We start from the raw sequence: 22,672 nt of genomic DNA on the forward strand, positions 1-22,672 counted from the left end.
CGACCAAAGTTCGGTGAAATCGGGCGAGGCACAGGACACGTTTATGCGGTTGTTTCGCATGATGGCCCGATATCTATCTGGCCATCCATCACGCAATTTCACGATCGATCTCGCAACCGGAAAAATCTGCGAAATCGAATAAGCCTAAGGCCGTGGACTACTTTGCCGTTTGCTTTTGCCTGCTGCGTGCTTCGCTAAGCTCGGTCGTCGTATGGCTGAGACGGTCGGCAAGGACGCGCATGATTTCAATGGTCATTTCCGGATAGTCGCTCAGAAGCTTGAAAAAATGATCCTTGCTGATGCGCAGCGCTTCCAGCGCCGAGTTGGCGCGCACGGTCGCAGTTCGCGATACGTCGCACAGAATGGCGATTTCACCGACGATGGAATCATGTTCGATCTCGGCGACCTTGATCTCGCCGCTCGGGGTCTCCGACAGAATATCGGCGCCGCCGGTCAGGATGACATAGGCGGCGTCGGCTGGATCCCCTTGGCGAAAAAGGGTCTGCCCGGCCTTGTAGCTCACGCGGTCGGAGGTGAAGGCCAGCAGCTTGAGTTTGGCAGGGGCAACACCCGAAAACAGCGGCACCCGCCGTAGCATTTCGACTTCGTCTTTCAGCAACATGAACGTACACTGCCCCCTTTTTAGGTCTTCCACTTCGCCCCTTGGTTCCGTGGTATTCTACGATACCAGCTCCTTGAATATACCGTTTTTCTCAAGAAGAGTCGCGTGCGTTCCCTCTTCGACCAGCGTGCCTTTGTCGAACACGATGACACGGTCAAAGAGGTTTGCAAGCGCCGAATTCGACAGCACCCAGACGATGGCTGGCGGGCGTCCTTCCTTGTGAAGGTCCTCCATGATCTTGTGGGTTATCTGATCCTGAACGCGCTGGTCGAGTGCCGGAAGCGGGCGATTGAAGATCACATAGTCCGCGCGCTTCAACAGGGCACGGGCGACGTTGAGCTTCTGCCGCTGCACATTTGTGATGCGTTTGCCGCCCGAACCCACATCGAAATCCATGCCGATGGAGAGCACGCTTTCGAAAAGGCTGAGCTTGTCGAACAAATCGCGAAGGATGGCGCGGATGCGGTCCGTCCCATCTGCTTGCGTAACCCCAACCCTGCCAAACAAAACGTTGTCCATGAGTGTCGCCGAGGCGATGAATTTCTCCGGGTCGTAGCGCTCGATGACGGCTTTGAGATCCTCCGGCATATCGCGATGGAACCGACCGCGCGCTTCGACGATCTTGGCCATCAATTCATCATTCAAGAGACCGAAACGGTGCCGCGGCTCGATATAGGAGAAGCTCAAGCGGATAATGCTGGTGCGTTCATCCGAGGAGGCGGCATCGATGTCGCGCCCCTTCAGTTTTTGCAGGAGCTGCTGATAGCCTGGAATATCGTCGGCGGTCATGAAAGTGAGCTGCTGGAAGAACGGATGGTCGGGGGGCAGATCCTGGAAGAGTTCGACTGCGTTCTCGGCAATCTCGAGACCCATTGCGTAAAGGTCATCGAGCAGGCCGGTCTCGCGCATAACCGAACGGAAATAGGGATTCGCCGCAAGCTTTCGATTGGTCATCATCGGCCGCTTCATCGACCCGAACAGGAAGTTCTCGCCGACTGTCGCCTGTGGATTGTAGGCATCGAGCTTGAACGGCACGACCAGGTCGTCGAGATCCTCTTTTTTCAGGCGCTCGCGCAGCGCTTCGCGCAACTCGACGATACGGCTCGTCAAATCGCCATGGGCGGCGGTATTGACGCGCGAATTCAGCGCCATGTCGAGGATGTCCTGCGAAATCAGCACGGCATCGAGCACCGGCCGCAAGACGTCAAAGAGATCCTGGGGCCCTGTCACCCCGGCCGAAGCATAATCGACCCAGTCGCTGTTTACGTCGAGCTCGGGATTACCGGCCTTGCGGGCCTCGATGATGTTCCATTTGTACTGATCCGCAAGCTTGCCCTCATACTCCACCGGGACCATCGGCGCATGCTTCAGGCCATAGAGAAGATTGTCGCGCAAGCTTCCCTGGAAGAAATATGTGTCGGACGAAGCATAGGCGATGCGTCGCCCGGTAATCGCTTCGGGCAGTTCCAGAATATCGCGCCCGTCAATGGTGATGCGGCCCTGATCCGGCCAGACCTGACGGCTGAATGCCTCGGCAAGTGCCTCCGCGCCGCTGCTGCTGTTGCCGACGATGGCAACGGTCTCGCCAGGCATGATTTCCAGCGAGACATGCCGCAGGAGCGGCGCGCCTGCATCGTCTGACACGGTTAGATTCACTGCATGGAGCGAATGTTCGAGGGGACTGATGGGATCGGTCGACAGGGCCTGGATCTTGGGATCGACCAGGCGCTCGACGTTGAACTGTTCGACCACTTGCGCATACTTGACCTGAACGTCCTGCCGCGCCTGATCCCAGTCGATGAGCTCCTTGAGCGGCCCCGGCAGATCCTTGTAGGCGTTGATCACCGCGACGAGCTGACCGATGTCGAGCCGTCCCTGCAGCGCCAGAAAGCCGCCGATGGAATAAAACAGGAAGGGCGTAACCTGCGCGAGGAAGTTGTTGATGAACTTCACCAGGAACTTCCATTGGTAAAGGTCATAGCGGATCGAAAAGATAAGACCGAGACGGGCCGCAATGTCGGCACGCTCGAAATTAGACGTATCGTTGCCGTGAATCGTGCCGATGCCATCGACGATTTCGCCGACGCGCCCCGAAAGCTCGCGCGCGGTCAGCTGGCGTTGGCGGCCAAGTTCGAGCAAACGCTTGCGCATGCGCGGAATGACGACGCCCTGCACGGCGACAATGCCCGCCGCAATCATTCCCAGCCAGAAATTCTGCATGATGATGAAGACCAGCGCCGTGATTGCCTGGCCGCCCAGAAGCGCGGGCTGAACGAAGGCATCGCCGGTAAAGCCGCCCATCGGCTCGACCTCGTCCTTGATCATCGTCGCGATCTCGGCCGACTTCACCCGCTTGAAAGTTGCCGGCGGGAAACGCAGCACCCGGTCGACCAGTTCGAAGCGTATGCGCCGCAACATTCGCTCCCCCAGCCGGCCCTTATAGGTGTTGATGTAAAGCTTGAAGAGACCGTTGATGACGACCAGGAAGAGAAATACCAGGCTGAGGGCCATCAGCATCTGGAAGCGCGTCAGTTGCAGTCCCTCGAAGAACAGGATGTTGCCGATATAGGGAAAGTCATACTCAATGCGCATGAAGGTTTGCGTCGAACCTGGCGTGTCAAACCCCGTTCCCTGAATCGGACCGTTGACGATCTGTTTCGGCAGGTCGAACGACAGGAAGTACGGAATCATTGAAACCGCGACCACGAACAGAATCCACATCTGCTGGAGCCGGGTATGCGACCAGATATAACGGGTTAGGCTTTTTTCCATTGGTAACCGTACGCTGTGAATCCAGCAGGCATTTCAAGAACTGAAACGTTTGAAGTGCACATGGATGAACTCCATGGTTGAATCGTCCTAGCCTACAGCATCCGTTCCGCGAAGGCTATATGACAGGTCGCAAGCGCGATTTGTTTAAATCCCGCGCGCCTCGACGAGTTCCCGCAAGATCTCGGCGGTGCGTTGCGCGCCTTTCAGATCGAGCCCGCCCGCAAGCGGGCGCGGCTTTGCCAGAACCACGTCCAGCGCATTGCCGAGCGTCCCGGCATTCAGCCCCATTTCCGGCACGACGACCGCGCGATCCATGGCCGCGAGCCGCGTTGCACGCAAGCGTTGCTCCGTTTCGCCGCCGGCAGTGAAGGGAACCAGTATCGAGCGGCACCCCGCCTGAAGGATGTCGCAGACGGTGTTGTACCCGGCCTGCGAGATGGAAAGCTCTGCGCGCTTGAGCAAGGCGGGAAAATCCTTGCGAAAGCGAAAAAGGCGGACATGATCAGGCAAGTCCGCTGCAAGTCCGGCGAACTCGGTCTCTGACAGATTGGGGCCGGTGATAAGACACCAGGATCTGTTCGGGTTCGACCGTCGCGCTAAAGCAAGGGCGGCAAGAATAAGGTCAATTCCGACCGCGCCTCCACCGGCAGAAACAACGATGTCGAACACGTCATCCGGTTCCTCGGGGGCCGGTGCGGCGACGAGCCCCGTATAAATGATTTTCTCCTCGATCTCGCCCGCCAGCGGAAAGGTTTCCGGCAGGCTGACGAAGGAGCGATCGCCATGAACGAGTACGTGATCGAAATGCTCTTTAGCGAGTGCCACCGTCTCTTCATCCCGTCCAGGCTTCGCGCGTTCCTGCAAGATGTCGCGGATCGACGCCACGACAATCGGACGCGGGGCCATGGCTTCAATCGCGCCGAGTAGAGGCAGGAGTTCGAAGCGCATCTGGCGGCGGCCGAACGGAAAAGCCTCTGTAATCACGATATCAGGCTGCATCTCGTGGAAAGCTTCCAGCAGAAGGGCGCGGCGGCGGGCGAGAAATTCCTCACCCACCGTGTCACCATTGATGTCGGCAAGGCCCGAAAAACCGGCGCTGGCGGCGACAACGGCGGGAAGGGCGACAGATTTGATCCCTTCTGCGGGAAATCCTGGAACCTTTGTGCCTCCTGTGACGACCAGGACGTCAAAATGGGCGGCAGCGAGCGCCGAAGCTACTCGGCTCGCCCGCGCCAGATGACCGATACCCAGCAAATGCTGAACGTAAAAGAATATGCGCGGTGGAGTCATACCTTCTGCCATTCGCTTTCGAAGAGCCGCGTCAATTGCCGGATACTCGAATCGTGGTCGAAATGTTCGCGCACGCGTGCTTCTGCTGCTTCACCGAGCCGATGCCGCAGATCCGGATCGCGGATGGCACGCTCGAGCGCGGCCGCCAGCGCTTGCGGATCTTCGGGCGCGACGACAAGACCATTCGCGTCATCCGTCAGCAATTCCGGAACGCCCGAAATATTCGTTGAAACACAGAGGAGATTTTGGCTGGACGCTTCTACCAGAACATTGGGCAGGCCGTCGCGATCGCCGTCTGCTGCTACCCGGCAGGCGAGAGCAAAAACATCAGCGCGGCGATAGTGGTCCAGCACATCCACCTGAGCGAGGGCGCCCTTCCAGTCGATTCGATCTGCGATGCCCAGCCTCGTGGCAAGCGGCTGCAGCCGCGATAGTTCATTGCCCCCACCGATATGCACGAACCGCCAATGAAGGTCGCGCGGCAGAAGCGCCAAGGCCTCCAAAAGCACATCATAACCCTTCTTGGGCACAGCACGGCCGACGCTCAAGATCTGTACCTGGTTGGACGCATCCGATCCGTCGCGTCTTGACCGCTCGGCATCGAAGCGTCCGAACCGCTCGAGATCGAGCCCATGATAACTCAGGTGCACCCGGTCCTTGGCTGGAGCAAGATCGCGCATGTGCTCGAATCCCGAGCGCGTGCACGTCACGCTCCACCGTGCGTCAGCGAGCTTTTCAGTCAGCTCCCAATCGGGCGACGTCCAGATATCTTTCGCATGTGCCGAGCAGGACCAGGGCACGCCGGTCATGATGCTGGTATATGCCGTGACGGAGGCCGGCGTATGGATGAAATGGGCATGGAGCCATTCGCCTGCGTCCGGCCATTCATGGGCAAGGACAAGGGCCTGGCCGAGCCGGCGGAAGCGGTTGCGCGAGACATCGCGGCGCAAATCTTTCCAGAATCTTTTTAGGAGTTCGCTGAAGTTCGGCTTGCGCCATCCGGCAACCAGCGCACGCAAAACGCGCAAGGGTTCTTCGTGCAAATACTCAGGTAGGTAGACCACCCGCGCGCGTATTTCGTCATGAATGGGATGGCGCTTCTTGTCGGTCGGCCTTCGCATCGAGATGAGCGTGAGATCGAAGCCGGCGCGCTCCAGTCCAAGCAGTTCCTGAGCGATAAACGTTTCCGAAAGGCGCGGGTAGCCTTTAAGAACGACAAGCGTCTTTCGACGTATCAGAGGCGAATGCATATAAAGGCTATTCCGCGACGGCCGGAAGCGGCTGCTCGCGCTCGTCGAGCCAGTCGCCGACGATCTCGGAAATATGGACGAGCCCTTCGAGGCGCATGCCCTTGCCGGTCTGCGACGGCGGCGCACGATGCGGTAGGCGCTTCAGCACTTCCGCCAGAAGCTGCGGATTGTCCGCCTGTTCGGGCAGCAGCATCTCGACAAGGCCGAGTTCGGAGGCCCGCCGCGCACGGATGAGCTGCTCGGCGCGGGGAGCTACGCGTGGAACGATAAGCGCCGGCTTGTCGAAGGAGAGGATCTCGCAATAGGTGTTGTAGCCGCCCATGGCGACCACGGCCTTCGCGCCCGCGATCAGTTCTTCCATGCGGTTATCGAACTCGATGACCTGGATCTGCGGTATTTTGCTGCCCTTCTGGACGAGCTTGGCCCTTTGCTTGGCAGGCATATAGGGTCCGAGCACGATGAACGCCTTGTGCTGCAGGGTCGGGTCCTGCTGGTAGGCGTGGATGACATTGTGCACGAGATCGGCGCCGTCACCGCCCCCGCCGGTCGTCACCAATATATAGTCGCCCTCGGGGACATGTGTGGGCGCACTGTCGTTCGAGAGGCTACGCTGGAGGAAACCGACAAATTTCATTTTGTCGCGCACAGACGTCGGCACGTCGAGTTCGACCAGCGGGTCATAAAAGTCCGGCGGACCATAGACCCACACCGTGTCGTAGAACTGGTCGATCTTGCGCATCACATTGTTGTTCTTCCACTCGGCCTCGAGCAGATGCGGTGCATCCATGACCTCGCGCAATCCGAGGACAAGGGTGGTCCCGCGCGATTTAAGGTAAGCGAGCGTTTCTTCGACTTCGCCCTTGAGCCCCATCGGCTCCTTGTCGACGATGAAGATATCCGGCTGGAACGTCTCCGCAGTGTGCCTGATGATCGATTGGCGCATCTTCAAGGTCTCATGCAGATCGATATGCCGCGCAAGCGAGGTATATTCACCGTTGCGCAACTTGATGACGCTCGGCACCTTCACAAAATCGACGCGGGCGCGGTAGTCGAACGCCCCCGCAATAGTGGCGCCAGAGATGATGAGGATGTTAAGCCCGCGATAATCCTCGACCAGCGAATGCGCAATGGTCCTGCAACGGCGCAAGTGGCCGAGTCCGAACGTGTCGTGACTGTACATCAGGATCCGAGCATCTTCGAAACGCCGCATCATGGTCAAAACCCTTTGTTTTGCGGGTTGACCCGCACAGTGCACCCGAACCTGTTGGGCCCTTATCTGTATGGATCGGCGGCATCGCGCAACCCATCTCCCAAGAAATTGAATGCGAGAATGACAAGAATAACCGGAATCATCGGAAACAGCAGCCAGGGATAGAATGCGATCACATTGACACTGCGCGCCTCAGTCAGCAGCACGCCCCAGCTCGTTATGGGTGGCCGCAGGCCAAGTCCGAGAAAACTCAGCGCGGTCTCGCCGAGGATCATCCCGGGAATGGAAATCGTAGCCGTTGCAATTAGATGCGACATGAAACCGGGCACCAGGTGACGCCCGATTATGCGGGCGCTGCTGGCGCCCATCAACTGTGCGGCGAGAACGTAATCCTCCTCGCGCAGCGAAAGCAGCTTGGAGCGTACGGATCGCGCCAGCCCCGTCCAGTCCAGCATGCCGAGAATGAGCGTGATACCGAAATAGATCAGGATCGGACTCCAGCTTACCGGCATGATAGCCGCCAATGCCATCCAAAGCGGCAAGCTAGGCAAAGATTGCAACACTTCGATGACGCGCTGCACCAGGAGATCGAAGACCCCGCCGTGATAGCCGGCAAGCCCGCCGATAACGATGCCGAGGACGAAGCTGATCGTAATGCCGATAAGGCCGATCGTGAGCGATATGCGGGCGCCGTAGATAATGCGCGACAGGACATCGCGGCCAAGACGGTCCGTGCCGAGAAGGAACATCTGCCCGCCCACCGCCGGGCAAACAAGATGGATGTTGCTCTCGATAGCTCCCCAGAACTTATAGCTGTCACCCCGACAAAAGAAGCGGATTGGTTGGACGTCATTGCGGTTATCGGAATAGGTGCGCTTCAGCGTATCCATGTCGAGCGACATCTGGCGCCCGTAAACGAAAGGCCCGACGAAATTGCCGTCGTGGAACAGGCGAACTCGCTGCGGCGGCGAATAGATGAAGTCGACATTACGCGTATGCAGGTTGTACGGCGCCAGGAACTCAGCAATGACGATCATGCCGTAGAGCAGGAGCAGGAATATACCCGAAGCAAGCGCGAGCCTGTGACGCTTGAACTTCCACCACATGAGCTTCCGCTGCGAAGCCAGATGAAGCTTCGCCTGCTCCTCCGTCATCACCTCGATCGACATGGGATCGAACGGCGCCGTCGAAACATAGTGCTGCAGCGGCGCACCGGGAGAGGGGAGCTGTGCCGTCATTTGGTGCTCCTGCCGGCAAGCCGAATTCGCGGGTCGAGAAAGGCAAGAGCGATATCCGATATCAGGACGCCGATGACCGTCAGGAAAGCGAGGAACATCAGGAAGGAGCCGGCAAGGTACATATCCTGGCTTTGCAACGCCTTGATGAGCATGGGACCGGTGGTCTCGAGCGAAAGCACGATGGCCGTGATCTCCGCACCCGAGATGATCGCCGGCAGAATGGATCCGATATCGGAAACGAAGAAGTTGAGCGCCATCCGCAACGGATATTTGACCAATGTCTTGAACGGGTGAAGCCCCTTGGCGCGCGCCGTCATGACATATTGCTTTTGCAACTCGTCGAGCAGGTTGGCACGCAGGCGCCGGATCATGCCCGCGGTGCCGGCCGTCCCGACGATGATGACGGGGATCCAAAGATGCGAAAGTATCGACCTGGCTTTCTCCCAGCTCATCGGCTCGTTCAGGAATTTCTGGTCCATCAAATGCCCGATGGACGTGCCGAACCAGATATTGGCGAAATACATCAGGATCAACGCCAGCATGAAATTCGGAATAGCAATGCCAAGGAGACCAAAAAGCGTCAGTCCGTAGTCGCCCCAGCTATATTGGTGCGTCGCGGAATACATGCCGATCGGAAATGCAATCAGCCAGGTAAAAATGATCGTCACGAACGACACGAGTATCGTCAGCCACATGCGCTCGCCGACGACTTCGCTGACCGGCAGCTGATACTCGAAGGAGTAGCCGAAATCGCCATGGAGCATCCCGCCGAGCCAGTGGAAATAGCGCAGTACAGGCGGCTGGTCGAAACCGTATTGATGGCGCAGTTCCTCGATATCCTGGAGGTTCACCGTTTCGCCCTGTGCCTGCATCTCCGCGATCTGACTATCGAGGAAGTTGCCGGGCGGCAATTCGATGATGGTGAACACGAGAGCGGATATGATGAGCAGGGTCGGGATCATCGCGGCGATGCGCCACAAGATGTACTTCAACAACATTCTAAACCTGCTCCTCGTTCAGCCAGAATGTATCGGGCATGTAAATTCCGAGATAGCAGGTGGGATCGAAGCCGTAGAGCGCCTGCTTCGGAACATTCTGCAAGCGCGCTGTGCGCAAGATGGGCTGCAGCGTCCCGTTCACGATACCGATCGAGAAAACCTGGCTCGTATAGATTGACAGCATCTTGTGCCAGATTTCCGTACGCTCGGCCATGCTGGAGGATGCGCGCCAGCTGTTCTGCAGATTGACGAGTTCCACGGCCTCCGGCAGATCGGGGGCCTTGCCGTTTTGGCCGAGCGAGAGATAGTACATCCCCCAGAGCGGCCATTGCAGCTGGTCGTCGGCAGTCGGGGCGAGCTGCTGCGGGTTCATGTCGGCGGTTGCCACGCCATTTTCGATGCCATACCAGATCGACATCATGATGTGGCCGCCTTGCGCGCGGCTACGGAAGATGTCGCGTTGCGATGTTCGCGTGAACAAGGCCAGGCCCACCTTGCGCCAATGATCGGTGATGAGTTCGAGAACGTCGGTGTCGAGCGTGCTTTCGCCCGGAGTCTCGACCGTAATCTCCGCAGGCCGGCCATCAGGTAGAAGCCGAATGCCATCGTCATTGCGAATCTGAAGGCCGGCTTCATCGAGCAATGCGTTGGCCTGCTCAGGATCATGGTCTATCCACGCCTTGGCATATTCCGGCTTGAACAGCGGGCTTTCCGGCAAAACAGTATCGGCGCTGGGCTTTCCGAGGCCGTAGAAAGCAGCCATGTTGATCTCATGCCTGTCGATGGCGAGCGACAGCGCGCGCCGCACCCTCACATCGCGGAAAAGGTTTCGCCACACATCGTCACCGCAATTCAGATTCGGCAGGATGGCGAGGCGCGAGCCGCGCGTCAGTTTCCACAGATCGACCTTCACCGGATAGCGATCTTCGGCGTCTTTCAGGAACGTGTAATCGTTGAAATCGATACCCGTCGCCTGCAGGTCGCTTTCACCCGCCCCGGTCTTGGCGGGGATGATGGACGACGAGCTGACATTGAGGATGAACTTGTCGACATAGGGCAATTGCTTGCCGTTCTCGTCGACGCGGTGGAAATAGGGGTTCCGCTCGAAGATGAACTGCTCCGCCGGGGGCGCTGTGGTATTCCTCCAAGGATAGAGCGTCGGCAGTTCAGGGTTCTCGGGGCGGTACTCGCGCGCCATCTTGATGTGAAGATCAGCCCATTTCTTGACGCGGTTTTCCTTCATCAGTGCGGAAAGCCGAAATTCGTCCTGATACTTCTTGTGGAACTGCTTCATATAGGCCGACGGGCCAACAATGATGAGTGGCTGCGGCCCGGCGAGGGCAGGGAGGAAATTCGGATTGGGCCGCTCCCAGGAATAGCGGACCGTCAGATCATCCACGACCTCGAAACGCGGCAGATTGCCATCGACCCGCAGCTCAAGCGCACCGCCACCTGGTGTCAGGTCCTTGTTCAAAAGGACGTCTTCCCACCAATAGCGGAAATCCGCGGTCGTGAATGGCGATCCGTCCGACCACTTGTGTCCTTCCCGCAACTTGAAGGTAAAGACCGTATCCTTGTCCGACTGGAATGCTTCGAGAACGTCCGGCTGGAAGACCAGACGCTCGTCGTACCCGACAAGCCGCGCATAGCCGTAAATCGTCATCAGCCGGATATCCTTGGCACTGCCGATGATGGTACGGATCGTCCCGCCATATTTGCCGGGCATCCGTCCCATGCTCTTCAGCGGTACGATGCGCGGTTGCTTGGGCAGCCGCTCGGAAATCGGAGGAAGACTGCGGGCAAGGAGCCGATCGGCAAGGAAATCCGGCTCGTGCTCCATCTCGCGGTCTGCCGCTCGCGCGACCCCGGGCAGGACGGCGCAGCCGAGTGCGCCGAGAACTGTACGACGCGTTACCAAGGGCGAAGCTCCCGAACGTCAACGTTCTTTCGTGCAAGGACAAAATGACCGTCGCCGAGATCGGCGGGTATCAGCGGGTCTCCTGCTTCATCGGGCCTGAATTGCGGCGCCCACTCGCCCTGTTCCGAAGCACCGCTCGCCTGCAGCGTCGTAAAATCGAGCGGGCGATCAAGGTCGGGGAAGGGGACGGCGGCGAGAAGACCGCGCGTATAGGGGTGGACCGGGTTGCGCAGGATGACCTCCCTCGGGGCGAGTTCGACAATGCGCCCGCCCCACATGACCGCGATACGGTCCGCCATGTAATCAACGACGGCGAGGTTGTGCGAAATGAAGAGATAGGTCAAGCCGAGCTGCTTCTGCAAGTCCTTGAGGAGGTTGAGGATTTGGGCCTGCACCGACACATCGAGCGCTGATACTGGCTCGTCGCAAATCAGCAGTTGCGGGCCAAGGGCAAGCGCACGGGCGATGCCGATACGCTGGCGTTGACCGCCGGAAAAGCTGTGCGGGTAGCGATTGAGAAAGCGCTGGTCGAGACCTATGGCCTGCATCAGGCCGCGCACCTTTTCGAGCCTGTAGGCCCGGTCGCCACGTCCATGGATCTCAAGCGGCTCGCTCAGGATATTCTGGACGGTCATGCGCGGCGAAAGCGACGACACCGGGTCTTGGAAAACCATCTGGATATGGGTGCGCAGATCCATGAGATCGTCGCCCTGGGCCGTGAGTACATTAATCTTGCCAGAGCCGTCATCGAACGTCACCGACCCGCTGTCGGGCGTGACGGCCCGCATAAGGATCTTGCTGACTGTGGTCTTGCCGGAGCCGCTTTCACCAACGAGGCCAAGGCATTCGCCCCGCCTGATATCGAAACTGACACCATCGACAGCGCGCACTTCCGTCGTATGCTTGCGGCCAAAAAGACCGGATTTTCGGGTTTTGTACGATTTCGTCAGATCGCGGACCGAAAGCAGGATCTCAGGCGCGTTCGCAACTTCCTTTTTCTTGGCCCACAGCGTGTCCGTCTTCACCGGGACTTCGCGCAGAGCCTTCAGACGCTCGCCCGGCTTCATATCGAAATGCGGGACCGCGGCCATGAGTCCCTTGAGATAGGCGTGCTGCGGATTGCGGAAAATCGCTTCGACGGGTCCGGCTTCCATGATCTCGCCGTGATAGATCACCACGACTTCATCGGCCATGTTGGCGACAACGCCGAGATCATGGGTGATCAGAAGCATCGCCATGTTCAGCTTGTGCTGGAGTTCCCGAAGCAACTCCAGTATCTGCGCCTGGATCGTCACATCGAGCGCCGTCGTCGGCTCATCGGCAATCAGGAGCGCGGGCCGGCAGATCAGCGCCATGGCGATCATTGCACGCTGGCGCATACCGCCCGAAAGCTCGAAAGGGTACATATCATAGGTGCGGCTTGGATTGGAAAATCCGACGTTATCCAGCATCTCCTCGGTTCGCGCGCGGCGCTCTTCCTTGGAAGACTCAGTGTGGATCGCCAGGACCTCGCTGATCTGGTTGCCGACAGTATGAAGCGGCGACAGGGAGGTCATGGGCTCTTGAAAAATCTTGGCCATGCGGCTGCCGCGCAGCGCCCTGATCTGCTCGCCGTCAGTCGGCAATTGCAGAATGTCGGTGGTCCTGCCATCGAGAGGATCGGTAAAAAGAATCTTGCCGGTAGCCTTTGCCGTGTTCGGCAGTATACCCATGACCGACTGGCTTATAACGGATTTACCGGATCCGGACTCGCCGACGAGCGCTGTGACTTTCCCGGGGAGCACGCGCAGATTGGCGCCCTTGACGACGTGCAAACGGCCACCGAGCATCGAAAAGGAGATACCGAGGTTTTCGATACGCAGAAGATCAGACCCGGATTTCATGAGAGCCAACTGTTCCCCGCAGCACATCATTTATCGTTTATTGTGCCGAGACTATCGTACGGTCTTGGGGGAGTCTAGCGTGATAGGCTCAGGCGTGATCGTGCGCCTGCCAATTAGAGTGAAGGCTCTTGGCAATTGCGCTGGGAGCCACGAACTTACTATCGTCTTGCTAACGGGGTGGTTTTTCAATGACCAAGCATGATGAGAGGCTGACAACAGTCGTATCCACAAGGGGTCAGGTCGTCCTTCCGGCGGCAGTGCGCAAGGAGCGGCACTGGCATGCCGGCACCCGCCTTCTTATCGAAGAAACGCTTGACGGCATCTTATTGAAGAACGCTCCCCTGTTTGCACCGACCAGAATCGAAGACGTGGCCGGCATGTTGAAACACGACGGCCGACCGCGATCACTGCAGGACATGGACAACGCGGTAACAGAGGCCTTCAGGGAAAAGAATGATCGCGGTCGATTCTGATATTATTGTGTCTGCTTTCTGGCCGCGAGGCGCTGACATTGGCGAGAGAAGGCATGGACTTTTTCACCTCGCCTCAAGTGCCAATTGCGAAGCGATGATGTCGTTCGATGCGGACTTCATCAAGATCGCCAAACGTGAAGCTACGCTGGAGGTGAGGCGGCCGGTCTAGCTACGGCGTCGGACAGGCATCCGCGCCAAGCACGTCCTCGCAGCGCGATGAGCGGCGAAAATTGTCATAATAGAGCGTCCAATTGGTATCGTCCGCGGCGCGGTAGGGACCGAACTTGAAGTACTGGTTCTTGCCGAGGCCCTCGTCACCATGGCCAATGCGGCCCTTGACCGTGACAATCCACTTCTTGTTGGCGAAAATCTCGACATGGCCTGAGCCATCCGGGCCGGGCTTGCTGTAAATGGCAAAGTCGATCCAGCCTGAATCCGGTGTCGGCAGTTTATTGCCGCGATCGGTCACAACGATCTCGTTGGTGCACGCGCTGAACTGGCTACCGTTCTCAGGTGTCCATGTCGGGTCTGTGGCAATCAGTGCGCGCATTTGGTTGACGTCCGGCCGATACCAAATGGGCGTCTTGGCTTCGCCGCACGACTTCACGCTGTCGGTGGTCTGGGCGCCAGGCGCCACATAATTCGTTTCGATCGTCGCAAAGAGCTTGCCTTGATTGAGGCGCAGCGCCAGGAAAGGACTGAAATCGCCCACGGCGTCCGGTCCGATTTCACGCTTCCATTGGGCAATCAGGTAGCGGTGGTCGCCCATCGGTATTGGATCGGCGAACTTGACCGCGAAGCCATACCAGACGCCCTGATCATAGGGGACGCGACGATCGGTCTTTTCCCAGATTTCAGCCCGCTCGCTGCAGTTCTTTCGCGAAGCCGGGCAGAATGGCCGCACGCTCAGTTTCAGGGCCCCGGAACCAGTGAGCTTCACCTCCGACTGAAATTCGGCCGTTCCCGCACGCTGCTCAAAATTCTTGCGATAGTAGAGCCCGCCGCTTGGCGCGAAGTCGGCGCCGTCAAACCCGTCATGGAGAAAGTCGCTTGCCGGATCGGCTGCCGCGGGGCTGAGGCTCAGAGTTCCGGCGAAGAAAGCCATGGCAAGCGTCTTTCCGATCATTGCATGAATTTTTCCAATAGAGGGCGACGGGTTTTGGCATCACGGTGCAGAAGCATGACTTGTTCGGCTTCCGAGAGGCCATCATAAGCAACATCGTCGTAGGCGTCATCAATCTTAATCGGATCGCCTGAAGCGTTCGGCAGCAGCACCGTCACCTTGTGGCCGACACCGCGCAATTGTTCTTCGCCGAGCGTGGTCCAGTCGCCCCCGCAATAGGAGGCAAAGGCCTGGCTGGCGATGACTTCATGCGAATATTTTTTGGTCAGCACCTGCAACCGCTGCACTTCATTGACGGCCGAGCCGAATGCCGAAAACGTCAGGCGATCCTTGAGCCCGACATTGCCGAACATCACATTGCCGACGTGGAGGCCGATGCCGTAGCGAACATCGCTGAGCCCGTTGCTGCGGCGATCCTTGTTGAGTTCGGCAACACGCGCCTGCGCCTTGAAAACGGCAGCAAGCGCTGCATCGCAGGCAATCTTCGACGGATCCTTGTGGCGGCCGCACGGATAGACCGCAAGGAAGCCGTCACCCATGAAGCTCATGATTTCACCGCCGCTGCGGTTGAACGGGGCGGCAATCGCGTCGAAGAAATGATTGAGTGTGTCGATATAGGCCTGCCGGCCTTCCTTTTCGGCAAGCATGGTCGATTCCCGCATATCGCCCATGACGAGGGCGGCGCGAATGGTCTCGCCGTCCCCGCGCCTAATCTGGCCGTCGAGAACACGCTTGCCGGCATTGCCGCCGAGATAAGTCGTCAGCATATTGTCCGCGAGCTTGCCCAGAACGGCCATCTTGGCCGCAACGGCGAGATGGTTTTGCAGCCGCAGCAGCGCAGCAATCATCGCATCGCTGAACCCCCCGGTGCTGTCAGTCGACCACGAACCCATCATGCCTTGCGTGGATTGGCCGCCGAATGGCTGCAGGAAGGCGAGGTAATCGGTCATTCCCTCCTGGCGCAGTTCTTCGAGGACCGGGAATTCCACCGGACCGTCCCTGTCGAGCCGGCGGCGCAAATGTTCAAGATTATTGTTGAGAAGATAAAAATACGGGCTTTGCAGGAAACGCTCTGGCTTGCCGGCCGGATCGTGGCGATATCCCTCGACGCTCATGCCCGTGGCGCGCATCCATGTAAAACCCAGTGCGTCGTAGAGCGGGTGCAGCATGGAAAAGGACAGGTTGACGCGCGCGATGGGGAGGCCAGCCGCAGCTATGCGTTCGCAAAAACCCCTGACGATGGTTTCAAGATTGTCACCGGCGAGAGAGGCGTGCGTAAGCCAGTCGGCTACCTTGTCGAGGAGAATGGTGGAGACATCAGATTGGGTCGCGCTCATCGCTTGTCCTTACAAAAATACGAGCCACGTCCGTTCCCCACAATTCGGATCGGCACAACCAATCCGTGTAGATCGAAAATGAGTGAATCGGGCTTTGGAGTCAACGTCGCCCGTGGGGCACGTCAGCATTGGCGAGACCAGTCCGATGCAACCGGGGATACTTCGTCGGGCAGTCCTTTATCGATCATTGTTCTATTTCCCACACATGGGTGTCACGACCGGCCGAAGCAATAGGTCGGCACCTCCGGTCTTCAAAAAGCTGACATGCGCCGGAGTAGCTGCTCTTGCTTGACACACCTGTTCATTGCCGCCATCTAAAGCACCCAGATTTGCGCACGCTTTGGCACGAAAGAGATCACCTTGTCTGCTTCACCCTATCTTGCTCTTTCCGGCAAAATCGAAACACGCCAGGCGCATGCGGGGGTGATCGGTCTCGGTTACGTCGGCCTTCCATTGGCGATAACGCTGGCGCGGAGCGGGTTTGCCGTAACAGGTTTCGATATCGACCCGGAGAAGATCATCGCGCTCGATGCCGGCCAGTCCTATATCGAAGCCGTTTCCAGCGAAGCGCTCTCCGGCGAGATGAAGACAAAGCGCTTCAAATCCACGACTGACTTCGCACTGCTCGCAACCTGCGACGTTATCGTCATTTGCGTGCCGACCCCACTAACCAAGCACCGCGATCCCGATCTATCCTATGTCGAGGCGACGAGCCGCTCGATCGCCCGTACACTGCGTCGCGGGCAGTTGATTGTCCTGGAGTCCACAACATACCCCGGCACCACCGACGATATCGTCAAAACCATCCTCGAGGAGACCAGGCTTGAATCCGGAACCGACTTCTTTCTCGGCTTTTCGCCGGAACGTGAGGATCCGGGCAACCGCGATTTCGATACCGCCACCATTCCGAAGATCGTCGCCGGAGACGGGGACGAGGCACGCGCCCTGATGCTGGCTTTTTATGGCGCCGCCGTGAAGACCGTCGTCCCGGTTTCCTCGAACGCGACAGCCGAAGCAGTCAAGCTTACCGAGAACATCTTCAGGGCGGTCAACATCGCGCTCGTCAACGAGCTTAAGACACTCTATGCGGCAATGGGGATCGACATTTGGGAAGTCATCGAGGCCGCGAAGACAAAACCCTTCGGCTACATGCCTTTTTACCCCGGCCCCGGGCTAGGCGGCCACTGCATCCCAATCGATCCGTTCTATCTGACCTGGAAATCGCGCGAGTACGAACTGCCGACACGGTTCATCGAACTTGCCGGCGAGATCAACGCAGCGATGCCGCGCTATGTCGTCGCCAACCTCGCGGAAGCGCTCGACAGGCGCGCGGGCAAGGCGCTCAGCCGCTCGCGTATCCTCATCGTCGGTCTTGCCTACAAGAAGAATGTTCCGGACATCCGCGAAAGCCCCTCCCTGCGCCTGATCGAAATCATCGAGGAACGCGGCGGCACTACCGACTATCATGATCCTTTCGTTGCGACCGTGCCGACCACACGTGAACATATGAGTCTGAAAGGACGCAAATCCATCGCTCTGACCGAGGAGATCGTTCGGTCCTATGACGCCGTGCTCATTGCAACAGACCACGATAATGTCAATTATGCTCACCTCGCACGTTGGTCGCCCTTGATCATCGATACGCGCAACGTCTTTGCGAAGCTCGGACTTTCGGTCGAACACATCGTGAAGTCCTGAACGGACTAAGAAAGCTTGGCCTTCAGATTGCTCGCTGCCATCGCATAGCCGCCCGATGCGCCGTCGATGAAATGAATGTGATCGTGCGCCATCGGGGTCGGCACGAAACACGTGATCAGCGCGGAATCCTGCTTGTGCAGGCCATAGCGCGCGATACCGGCGGCCGAAGCTTGGTCGAGCAGCATTTCGATACGGCGCAGGCGTTCAGGCTCGATATCAATGGTCAGCTTCAGCCCGTCATCGAACTTGCGGAAGTCGGAATTCTGCGCCAGCTCGCGCTTGTATATTTTCGGGTCCCATCCCCCGGCCGTCAGTCCGAACTTGTCGAGCACGTATATCAGGATGATCTGTGCAATGATGGCGAGCTTGCGGGTAAATCGCTTGCCCGGCGGCGCTGCTGCGCGCGCTTCGGCGTCGACGCCCGCCGTCGTAAACTTGACGGTGGGACCTTCCGCGGGCAGCGGGTGCGCGCCGCGTCCCTGGCCAGCGGCAACAGCCAGGACATCCGAGACGAGTTTGCGGAACTGCACGTTGGCACCGGTGGTGCCAGGAACCGCAATGATCGAGACGATTGCCCCGTTGCGCGCTTCAATCGGATTCCACCGGCAGGACAGGCCGGTGAGGTCGGGCCGTGTCCCCGTGGGTGCGCGATCCACCGCATATTTGCCGGCCTTCATTTGCGCTTCTGCCCAACTTGTGCCACCGCCCGCAAACATGGCATAGGAAACGTCGGGGCTCACTGCAAAACGGGCAACACGGACGTCGAGCCCGATCGCCCGTATGTCCGCTATGGGCACAAGGGCGGCGCGAAGATTGAGCCCGAGTTCCTCGGCGACCCAGGACTGAACGGCGGCGAGCGCTTCGCGCGCCTTTTCCGAGAGCGATACAGGAAGCGCTACAAGTGCACCGTCACCGCCAAAAACAAAGGGATAGTCCTTCTTGCCAACTGCATTGAGCAGTGCCGAGATCACGCTTGCCCCGGCGGTATTGACCGCTTTGTAGCGGCCTTCCGCAATGGCCTCGGTCGAACTGACAATATCTGCTGTCGCAAGCACCCAGTCATCGGGTAGCGGCTGGTAGTTCGCCGTATCGACAACGCCTTCGAATTCCACAAAGACGGGGATCCTATCAAAGAAATTTTCGCTCGATTGTGTGGACATTGTTTGCCATTAGCACAATCGCCGGTAGCAGGCGATCCGGTTTAGTCTTCAAGCTGCATGGCGGCAATACAACTGGGTCTTTATTTAATGCACCATAAGAGACAGTGGCGGGATGTGAAATCTTCAACTACCAATTGCACGAAACATGAATTGTTCAATTGCTGCAAAAGTGTGTAGAACCAAAAATAGAGTTGTGCGCGTCTTGTGCACTGCGTCAAGCTAGTGCAACCATCCACACGTGATTGATTCTGAACGTCAAACTACGATTGATTTTCTAGAGTTATTTGGTGATGCCAGCATATTATGCTGAAAATAATGGTTTGCGCTGTACATGCATTTTGATCTGGCCCATTTCCCGGATTTCCAGGAAGGCTTTTCCAGTGGCAGCCTAAAACTAGATACACTGGAAATGCTGAGGGATATTCGCCAGCAATTAGGCTGTCGCTACATCACTCATATCGGCTATTCAGATCTGACGAAGCCGCAGCGCGGCAGCGATCCTGAAATCTCGGTGTTGACGACCTTGCCGGTCCATTGGGTCGTGCGCTATTCGGCTAAGAACTATTATCGCGTCGATCCGCTGGTGCAGGGCATCATGCAGGCGCGCCGGCATTTCGATGCGATCGGCACGATTCGCAATCTTGCGGAAGACAAAAGCTTACCGCTGGAATCAAGGAAGTTCCTGCGTGACAGCCAGTTGCGCGGCCTCGGCAACCTCTTTCTCGTCGTGCCTACATCGAACTCGCACGGTTTTCGCGGCGTTACCGAATTCACCTTCGACGTGCAATCAGCCGAACAGATGGCCTCGATCGGCGCCATCGGCAAGCGACTGGCCGGCGTGTCGGCAAAGCTTCACAACAGCCTCCACAGCAACCGCAATCCCGCGCTGGCGGCATCCGTCGCCAGTCTCCTGACCAAACGGGAAATCGACTGCCTCTACTGGGCGGCGAACGGCAAGACAGATGGGGAAATCGGTGAGATTCTCAATATTGCACGCTGGACGGTCGTCACCTATCTGACCAACGCCAAGAACAAGCTCGGCTGTTCCAACCGAACCTCTACCGTCGCGACGGCACTGGCGCTCGGCGTGATCGAGATGCCTGCGATCAGCAACAAATTCTAGCCGAGGTTCTCGGACGCGGTCAGTTGTGGCAGGCGCGCATTCTCGAAGGCCGCGGCGAGAAGGGCGGTATTGTCGGCCGGGCTCCGGCCCGTCTCCGCGAACCTGACGTGGTGGAGATCAATTTCGGTTGAATCGGCGCCAAGTGTCAGCCGGAAATAGGCGTTAACACCCATGTTCTTGAACTCGAGATCGAGCATTACCTTCGGTGCCGTATTCCAGTCGAGCGTGTACTCGCCGCCTAGACCGAATGTGAGCGTGTCGGGATAGAATGTCAGCTCCGTCGCTGAATTGACGATGTCGGCAATATTGCCAAAGAGCTCGCAGCGGATGAACGCAATGTAGTCCGCAACGTCCACGAGCCGAAGATCATCCACAACCTCCGTCAAATGTCCGGAGATAATGTCGACGCGGGTTGCGGAATACTGCGTTTTCTTCATGCATTGATCCGATAACGGTCTGGGCAATTATTTTCGACGTGCATTAACGAACTGAATGAGCTCGGCAACTGCTTTGTAAAATTCCGGAGCAATTACACTGTTGACCTGGACCTGTTTATACAACGCCCGTGCCAACTGGACATTCTCAAAGATCGGTACCCCATTTGCTTCGGCGATCTCCCGGATCTTCAGCGCAATAATGTCCTGACCCTTGGCCACGACCACCGGCGCTGAATCCTTTGCCGGAACATAGCGCAATGCAACTGAGAAGTGTGTCGGATTTGCGACGATCAGCGTTGCACCCGGGACCGAAGCGATCATACGCTGGCGTGCCCGGTCACGACCCAGCGAGCGGAGCCGGGACTTGACGAGGGGGTCACCCTCCGCCTGCTTGTGCTCGTCCTTAACTTCCTGTCGCGTCATCCGCAGTTCGCTGCGCCAATGGATACGGGTCCATGCCAGATCGAAGGCGGCCAGAACGGTTACAGCGATGGCGACAGACGAAAGCAGGCGAACAATGTGAGTCCGGATAAGTTCCGGCAGGGCATTCGGCTCGGTAATGATGGCATCGACAAAAAAATGGCTGTCTTCAAAGAAGATCATGAAGACGATCACACTGGCTGCTACGAACTTCACCGTCGATTTCAGAAACTCGACCTGTCCGGCAGTGCCAAAAACGCGCGACCAGCCCTTGGCGAGCGATATTCGCGACAATTGCGGCTCGATTCGATCGAAGACGATGCGCGGCGCGTTCTGCAGAACAGACGCAAGGATGCCGGCGCCGGGCACGATGATAAGGACCGGCAGCAGCGCCAACGCCACTGCAGCGCCGACAATTCCGAACAGCTGCCGCGCATCGTCGGCGCTCGTAAGCCGCCAGTCATCCGATTTGTCGAGCAGTTCGGATAGAACCGCGGTCAGTTTCATGCCACCTGGAACCGCGACAAAAACCGTGAGGATGAGAAAGGCAACGATCGATGCAAAGATCGGCACTTCGCGCGAAAAGGGAAGATTTCCCTTTTCGACGGCATCGCTGATCTTCTTTTCAGTCGCTTCCTCGGTTTTGCTGTCTTTATCGGCGTCGTCCGACATGGGCTATCCACGTCTCACGATGCCGGCTCTTCCACGTCGAGCTTGAGGTTGCCGCGCTCCGCGAGACTGATCGCGGTGCGGGCAATAACCCGGCGCGCTTCGGTGACGGCACTTGTGTTGACGTTCGATTGGTTCGAAAGCTCGGTCTCGACCATGCGCCGGCCGCGGGTCGAGAGCGACTGCAGGATGAGTTCCTGCAGATGCGGGTCGCATCCGTGCAGCGCCGTGGTAACGACATCGGTCTGGATCTCGTCGAAGAGCACAAGCCGGGCCCGCTGCGACAGCCGCGCAATATCCTCGAAAGTGAAGAGCTTCGCCTTGATCTTGGCAAGGTCGTCCGCGCCAAGGTCCGAAAGGCCGGCGAGGATTTCCTCGACATCTGACTTGTCGAGCTGATTGATGATGTTGGCGATGGCGCCATGATGACTCTTTTCCGAGCTCGTATTCTCCTTGCCGGTCACCTCCTGCTGCAGGATACCTTCGAGCATGGTCGAGATGGCAGGCGTGACCTTCCGAATGTGCAAGGTCCGCTGAATAATGGCGCTGCGTTCTGCCGCAGCAAACCGGATGAGCAACTTTGCCGCGACGTCCGAGGGCAGGCGTGAAATGACGTAGGCGGAGACCTGCGGATGCTGCGCCATAAGATAGCTTTGGAGCACATCCGCCGGAACGCGCGGAAGCTGGTCCCAGACCGATTCCTGCGTAATGAGTTCGGGGCGCCGATTTTCAATGACCGCGCTCGCATCCTCGGCGGACAGTGTATCGCGCAAGAGCCCCTCGAAGCGCATGCCGGCTTCCGACACCGGCGCGCCGTCGGCGAAAGCATTCTCGAATTCCTTGACCAGTTCCTCAAAGTCGCCGGGCGTAATCGGCTCCAGCTTGCGGGCATGGCCGGCGAGCGACCTGAGGTCATCGGCAGTAAAATGCTTCAAAAGCCGCGATGCGGACGGCCGTCCGATCGCCACCAGCAATGCAGCAACCTTCTCCGGACCGCTGAGGTCATGGATGGCGCTTGCCGCTTCGGATGATTCCTGATCGCTCATTCGGC

The 22,672-nt window shown here is 58.3% G+C and carries 19 protein-coding genes; 4 read left to right on the forward strand and 15 right to left on the reverse strand.

The features are described from left to right. Window positions 1-157 precede the first annotated feature (157 nt). The 9 genes from HQ945_RS20435 to HQ945_RS20475 all read right to left on the reverse strand — a co-directional run bounded on the left by HQ945_RS20435 (window position 158) and on the right by HQ945_RS20475 (window position 13,181). A complete protein-coding gene (locus HQ945_RS20435) occupies window positions 158-622 on the reverse strand; it encodes a cyclic nucleotide-binding domain-containing protein (protein ID WP_091925037.1) in 465 nt (154 codons plus the stop codon). Window positions 623-679: 57 nt separating this feature from the next. Continuing rightward, window positions 680-3,394: an ABC transporter transmembrane domain-containing protein gene (locus HQ945_RS20440; RefSeq protein ID WP_027233113.1), complete on the reverse strand. Its 2,715-nt coding sequence runs from the start codon at window positions 3,392-3,394 to the stop codon at window positions 680-682. A gap of 144 nt (window positions 3,395-3,538) precedes the next feature. After that, window positions 3,539-4,684 carry a glycosyltransferase family protein gene (locus HQ945_RS20445; RefSeq protein WP_113282258.1) on the reverse strand — a complete coding sequence of 382 codons (1,146 nt, stop codon included), beginning with the start codon at window positions 4,682-4,684 and terminating at the stop codon, window positions 3,539-3,541. After that, on the reverse strand, window positions 4,681-5,934 hold the full coding sequence (locus HQ945_RS20450) for a glycosyltransferase family 4 protein (protein ID WP_113282257.1): 1,254 nt from the start codon (window positions 5,932-5,934) through the stop codon (window positions 4,681-4,683). The genes HQ945_RS20445 and HQ945_RS20450 overlap by 4 nt, the downstream gene beginning before the upstream one ends. Before the next feature lie 7 nt (window positions 5,935-5,941). Further along, window positions 5,942-7,147: a glycosyltransferase family protein gene (locus HQ945_RS20455; RefSeq protein WP_027233110.1), complete on the reverse strand. Its 1,206-nt coding sequence runs from the start codon at window positions 7,145-7,147 to the stop codon at window positions 5,942-5,944. A 59-nt stretch (window positions 7,148-7,206) separates the two neighbouring features. After that, on the reverse strand, window positions 7,207-8,382 hold the full coding sequence (locus HQ945_RS20460) for an ABC transporter permease (RefSeq protein ID WP_174208450.1): 1,176 nt from the start codon (window positions 8,380-8,382) through the stop codon (window positions 7,207-7,209). Then, window positions 8,379-9,377 (reverse strand): ABC transporter permease, encoded by a 999-nt coding sequence (locus tag HQ945_RS20465; RefSeq protein ID WP_027233108.1) that lies wholly within the window; start codon window positions 9,375-9,377, stop codon window positions 8,379-8,381. Before HQ945_RS20465 ends, HQ945_RS20460 begins: the two co-directional genes overlap by 4 nt. Window positions 9,378-9,381: 4 nt before the next feature. After that, complete coding sequence (locus HQ945_RS20470) at window positions 9,382-11,298, reverse strand: ABC transporter substrate-binding protein (protein WP_174208451.1); 1,917 nt, start codon at window positions 11,296-11,298, stop codon at window positions 9,382-9,384. Beyond that, entirely contained in the window at window positions 11,292-13,181 is a 1,890-nt protein-coding gene (locus HQ945_RS20475; protein ID WP_091925050.1) for an ABC transporter ATP-binding protein, read from the reverse strand. Before HQ945_RS20475 ends, HQ945_RS20470 begins: the two co-directional genes overlap by 7 nt. A gap of 188 nt (window positions 13,182-13,369) precedes the next feature. Here HQ945_RS20475 and HQ945_RS20480 point away from each other — a divergent pair, with 188 nt between their 5' ends. Then, window positions 13,370-13,654, forward strand: coding sequence for an AbrB/MazE/SpoVT family DNA-binding domain-containing protein (locus HQ945_RS20480; RefSeq protein WP_174208452.1), 285 nt, complete (start codon window positions 13,370-13,372; stop codon window positions 13,652-13,654). After that, window positions 13,635-13,823 carry a hypothetical protein gene (locus tag HQ945_RS20485; RefSeq protein WP_113282255.1) on the forward strand — a complete coding sequence of 63 codons (189 nt, stop codon included), beginning with the start codon at window positions 13,635-13,637 and terminating at the stop codon, window positions 13,821-13,823. Before HQ945_RS20480 ends, HQ945_RS20485 begins: the two co-directional genes overlap by 20 nt. On the opposite strand, the gene HQ945_RS20490 is transcribed toward HQ945_RS20485, so the two are convergent. Together HQ945_RS20490 and HQ945_RS20495 are read right to left on the reverse strand one after the other, a co-directional pair. After that, window positions 13,824-14,780 (reverse strand): polysaccharide lyase family 20 protein, encoded by a 957-nt coding sequence (locus HQ945_RS20490; RefSeq protein ID WP_246272751.1) that lies wholly within the window; start codon window positions 14,778-14,780, stop codon window positions 13,824-13,826. After that, window positions 14,777-16,114, reverse strand: a complete 1,338-nt coding sequence (locus HQ945_RS20495; protein WP_027233103.1) for an adenylate/guanylate cyclase domain-containing protein — start codon at window positions 16,112-16,114, stop codon at window positions 14,777-14,779. The genes HQ945_RS20490 and HQ945_RS20495 overlap by 4 nt, the downstream gene beginning before the upstream one ends. A gap of 360 nt (window positions 16,115-16,474) precedes the next feature. Between HQ945_RS20495 and HQ945_RS20500 the strand changes: the two genes are divergently transcribed. Further along, on the forward strand, window positions 16,475-17,812 hold the full coding sequence (locus HQ945_RS20500) for a nucleotide sugar dehydrogenase (protein ID WP_174208453.1): 1,338 nt from the start codon (window positions 16,475-16,477) through the stop codon (window positions 17,810-17,812). Between the two features lie 5 nt (window positions 17,813-17,817). On the opposite strand, the gene HQ945_RS20505 is transcribed toward HQ945_RS20500, so the two are convergent. Continuing rightward, the gene (locus tag HQ945_RS20505; protein ID WP_113282253.1) at window positions 17,818-18,972 is read right to left on the reverse strand and encodes a DUF3095 domain-containing protein; all 1,155 of its coding nucleotides are present in this window, start codon (window positions 18,970-18,972) and stop codon (window positions 17,818-17,820) included. 331 nt (window positions 18,973-19,303) lie between these two features. Between HQ945_RS20505 and HQ945_RS20510 the strand changes: the two genes are divergently transcribed. Further along, complete coding sequence (locus tag HQ945_RS20510) at window positions 19,304-20,095, forward strand: helix-turn-helix transcriptional regulator (RefSeq protein WP_027233100.1); 792 nt, start codon at window positions 19,304-19,306, stop codon at window positions 20,093-20,095. On the opposite strand, the gene HQ945_RS20515 is transcribed toward HQ945_RS20510, so the two are convergent. The 3 genes from HQ945_RS20515 to HQ945_RS20525 are packed head-to-tail and all read right to left on the reverse strand — an operon-like array spanning window position 20,092 to window position 22,667. Further along, window positions 20,092-20,532: a hypothetical protein gene (locus HQ945_RS20515; RefSeq protein WP_027233099.1), complete on the reverse strand. Its 441-nt coding sequence runs from the start codon at window positions 20,530-20,532 to the stop codon at window positions 20,092-20,094. The genes HQ945_RS20510 and HQ945_RS20515 overlap by 4 nt on opposite strands. Before the next feature lie 27 nt (window positions 20,533-20,559). Next, window positions 20,560-21,624, reverse strand: coding sequence for a flagellar biosynthesis protein FlhB (gene flhB / locus HQ945_RS20520; protein ID WP_113282252.1), 1,065 nt, complete (start codon window positions 21,622-21,624; stop codon window positions 20,560-20,562). A gap of 14 nt (window positions 21,625-21,638) precedes the next feature. Further along, the gene (locus HQ945_RS20525; protein WP_113282251.1) at window positions 21,639-22,667 is read right to left on the reverse strand and encodes a flagellar motor switch protein FliG; all 1,029 of its coding nucleotides are present in this window, start codon (window positions 22,665-22,667) and stop codon (window positions 21,639-21,641) included. Window positions 22,668-22,672: the final 5 nt, after the last annotated feature.

The organism is Phyllobacterium pellucidum (assembly GCF_013327855.1).
Taxonomy (GTDB): domain Bacteria; phylum Pseudomonadota; class Alphaproteobacteria; order Rhizobiales; family Rhizobiaceae; genus Phyllobacterium; species Phyllobacterium pellucidum.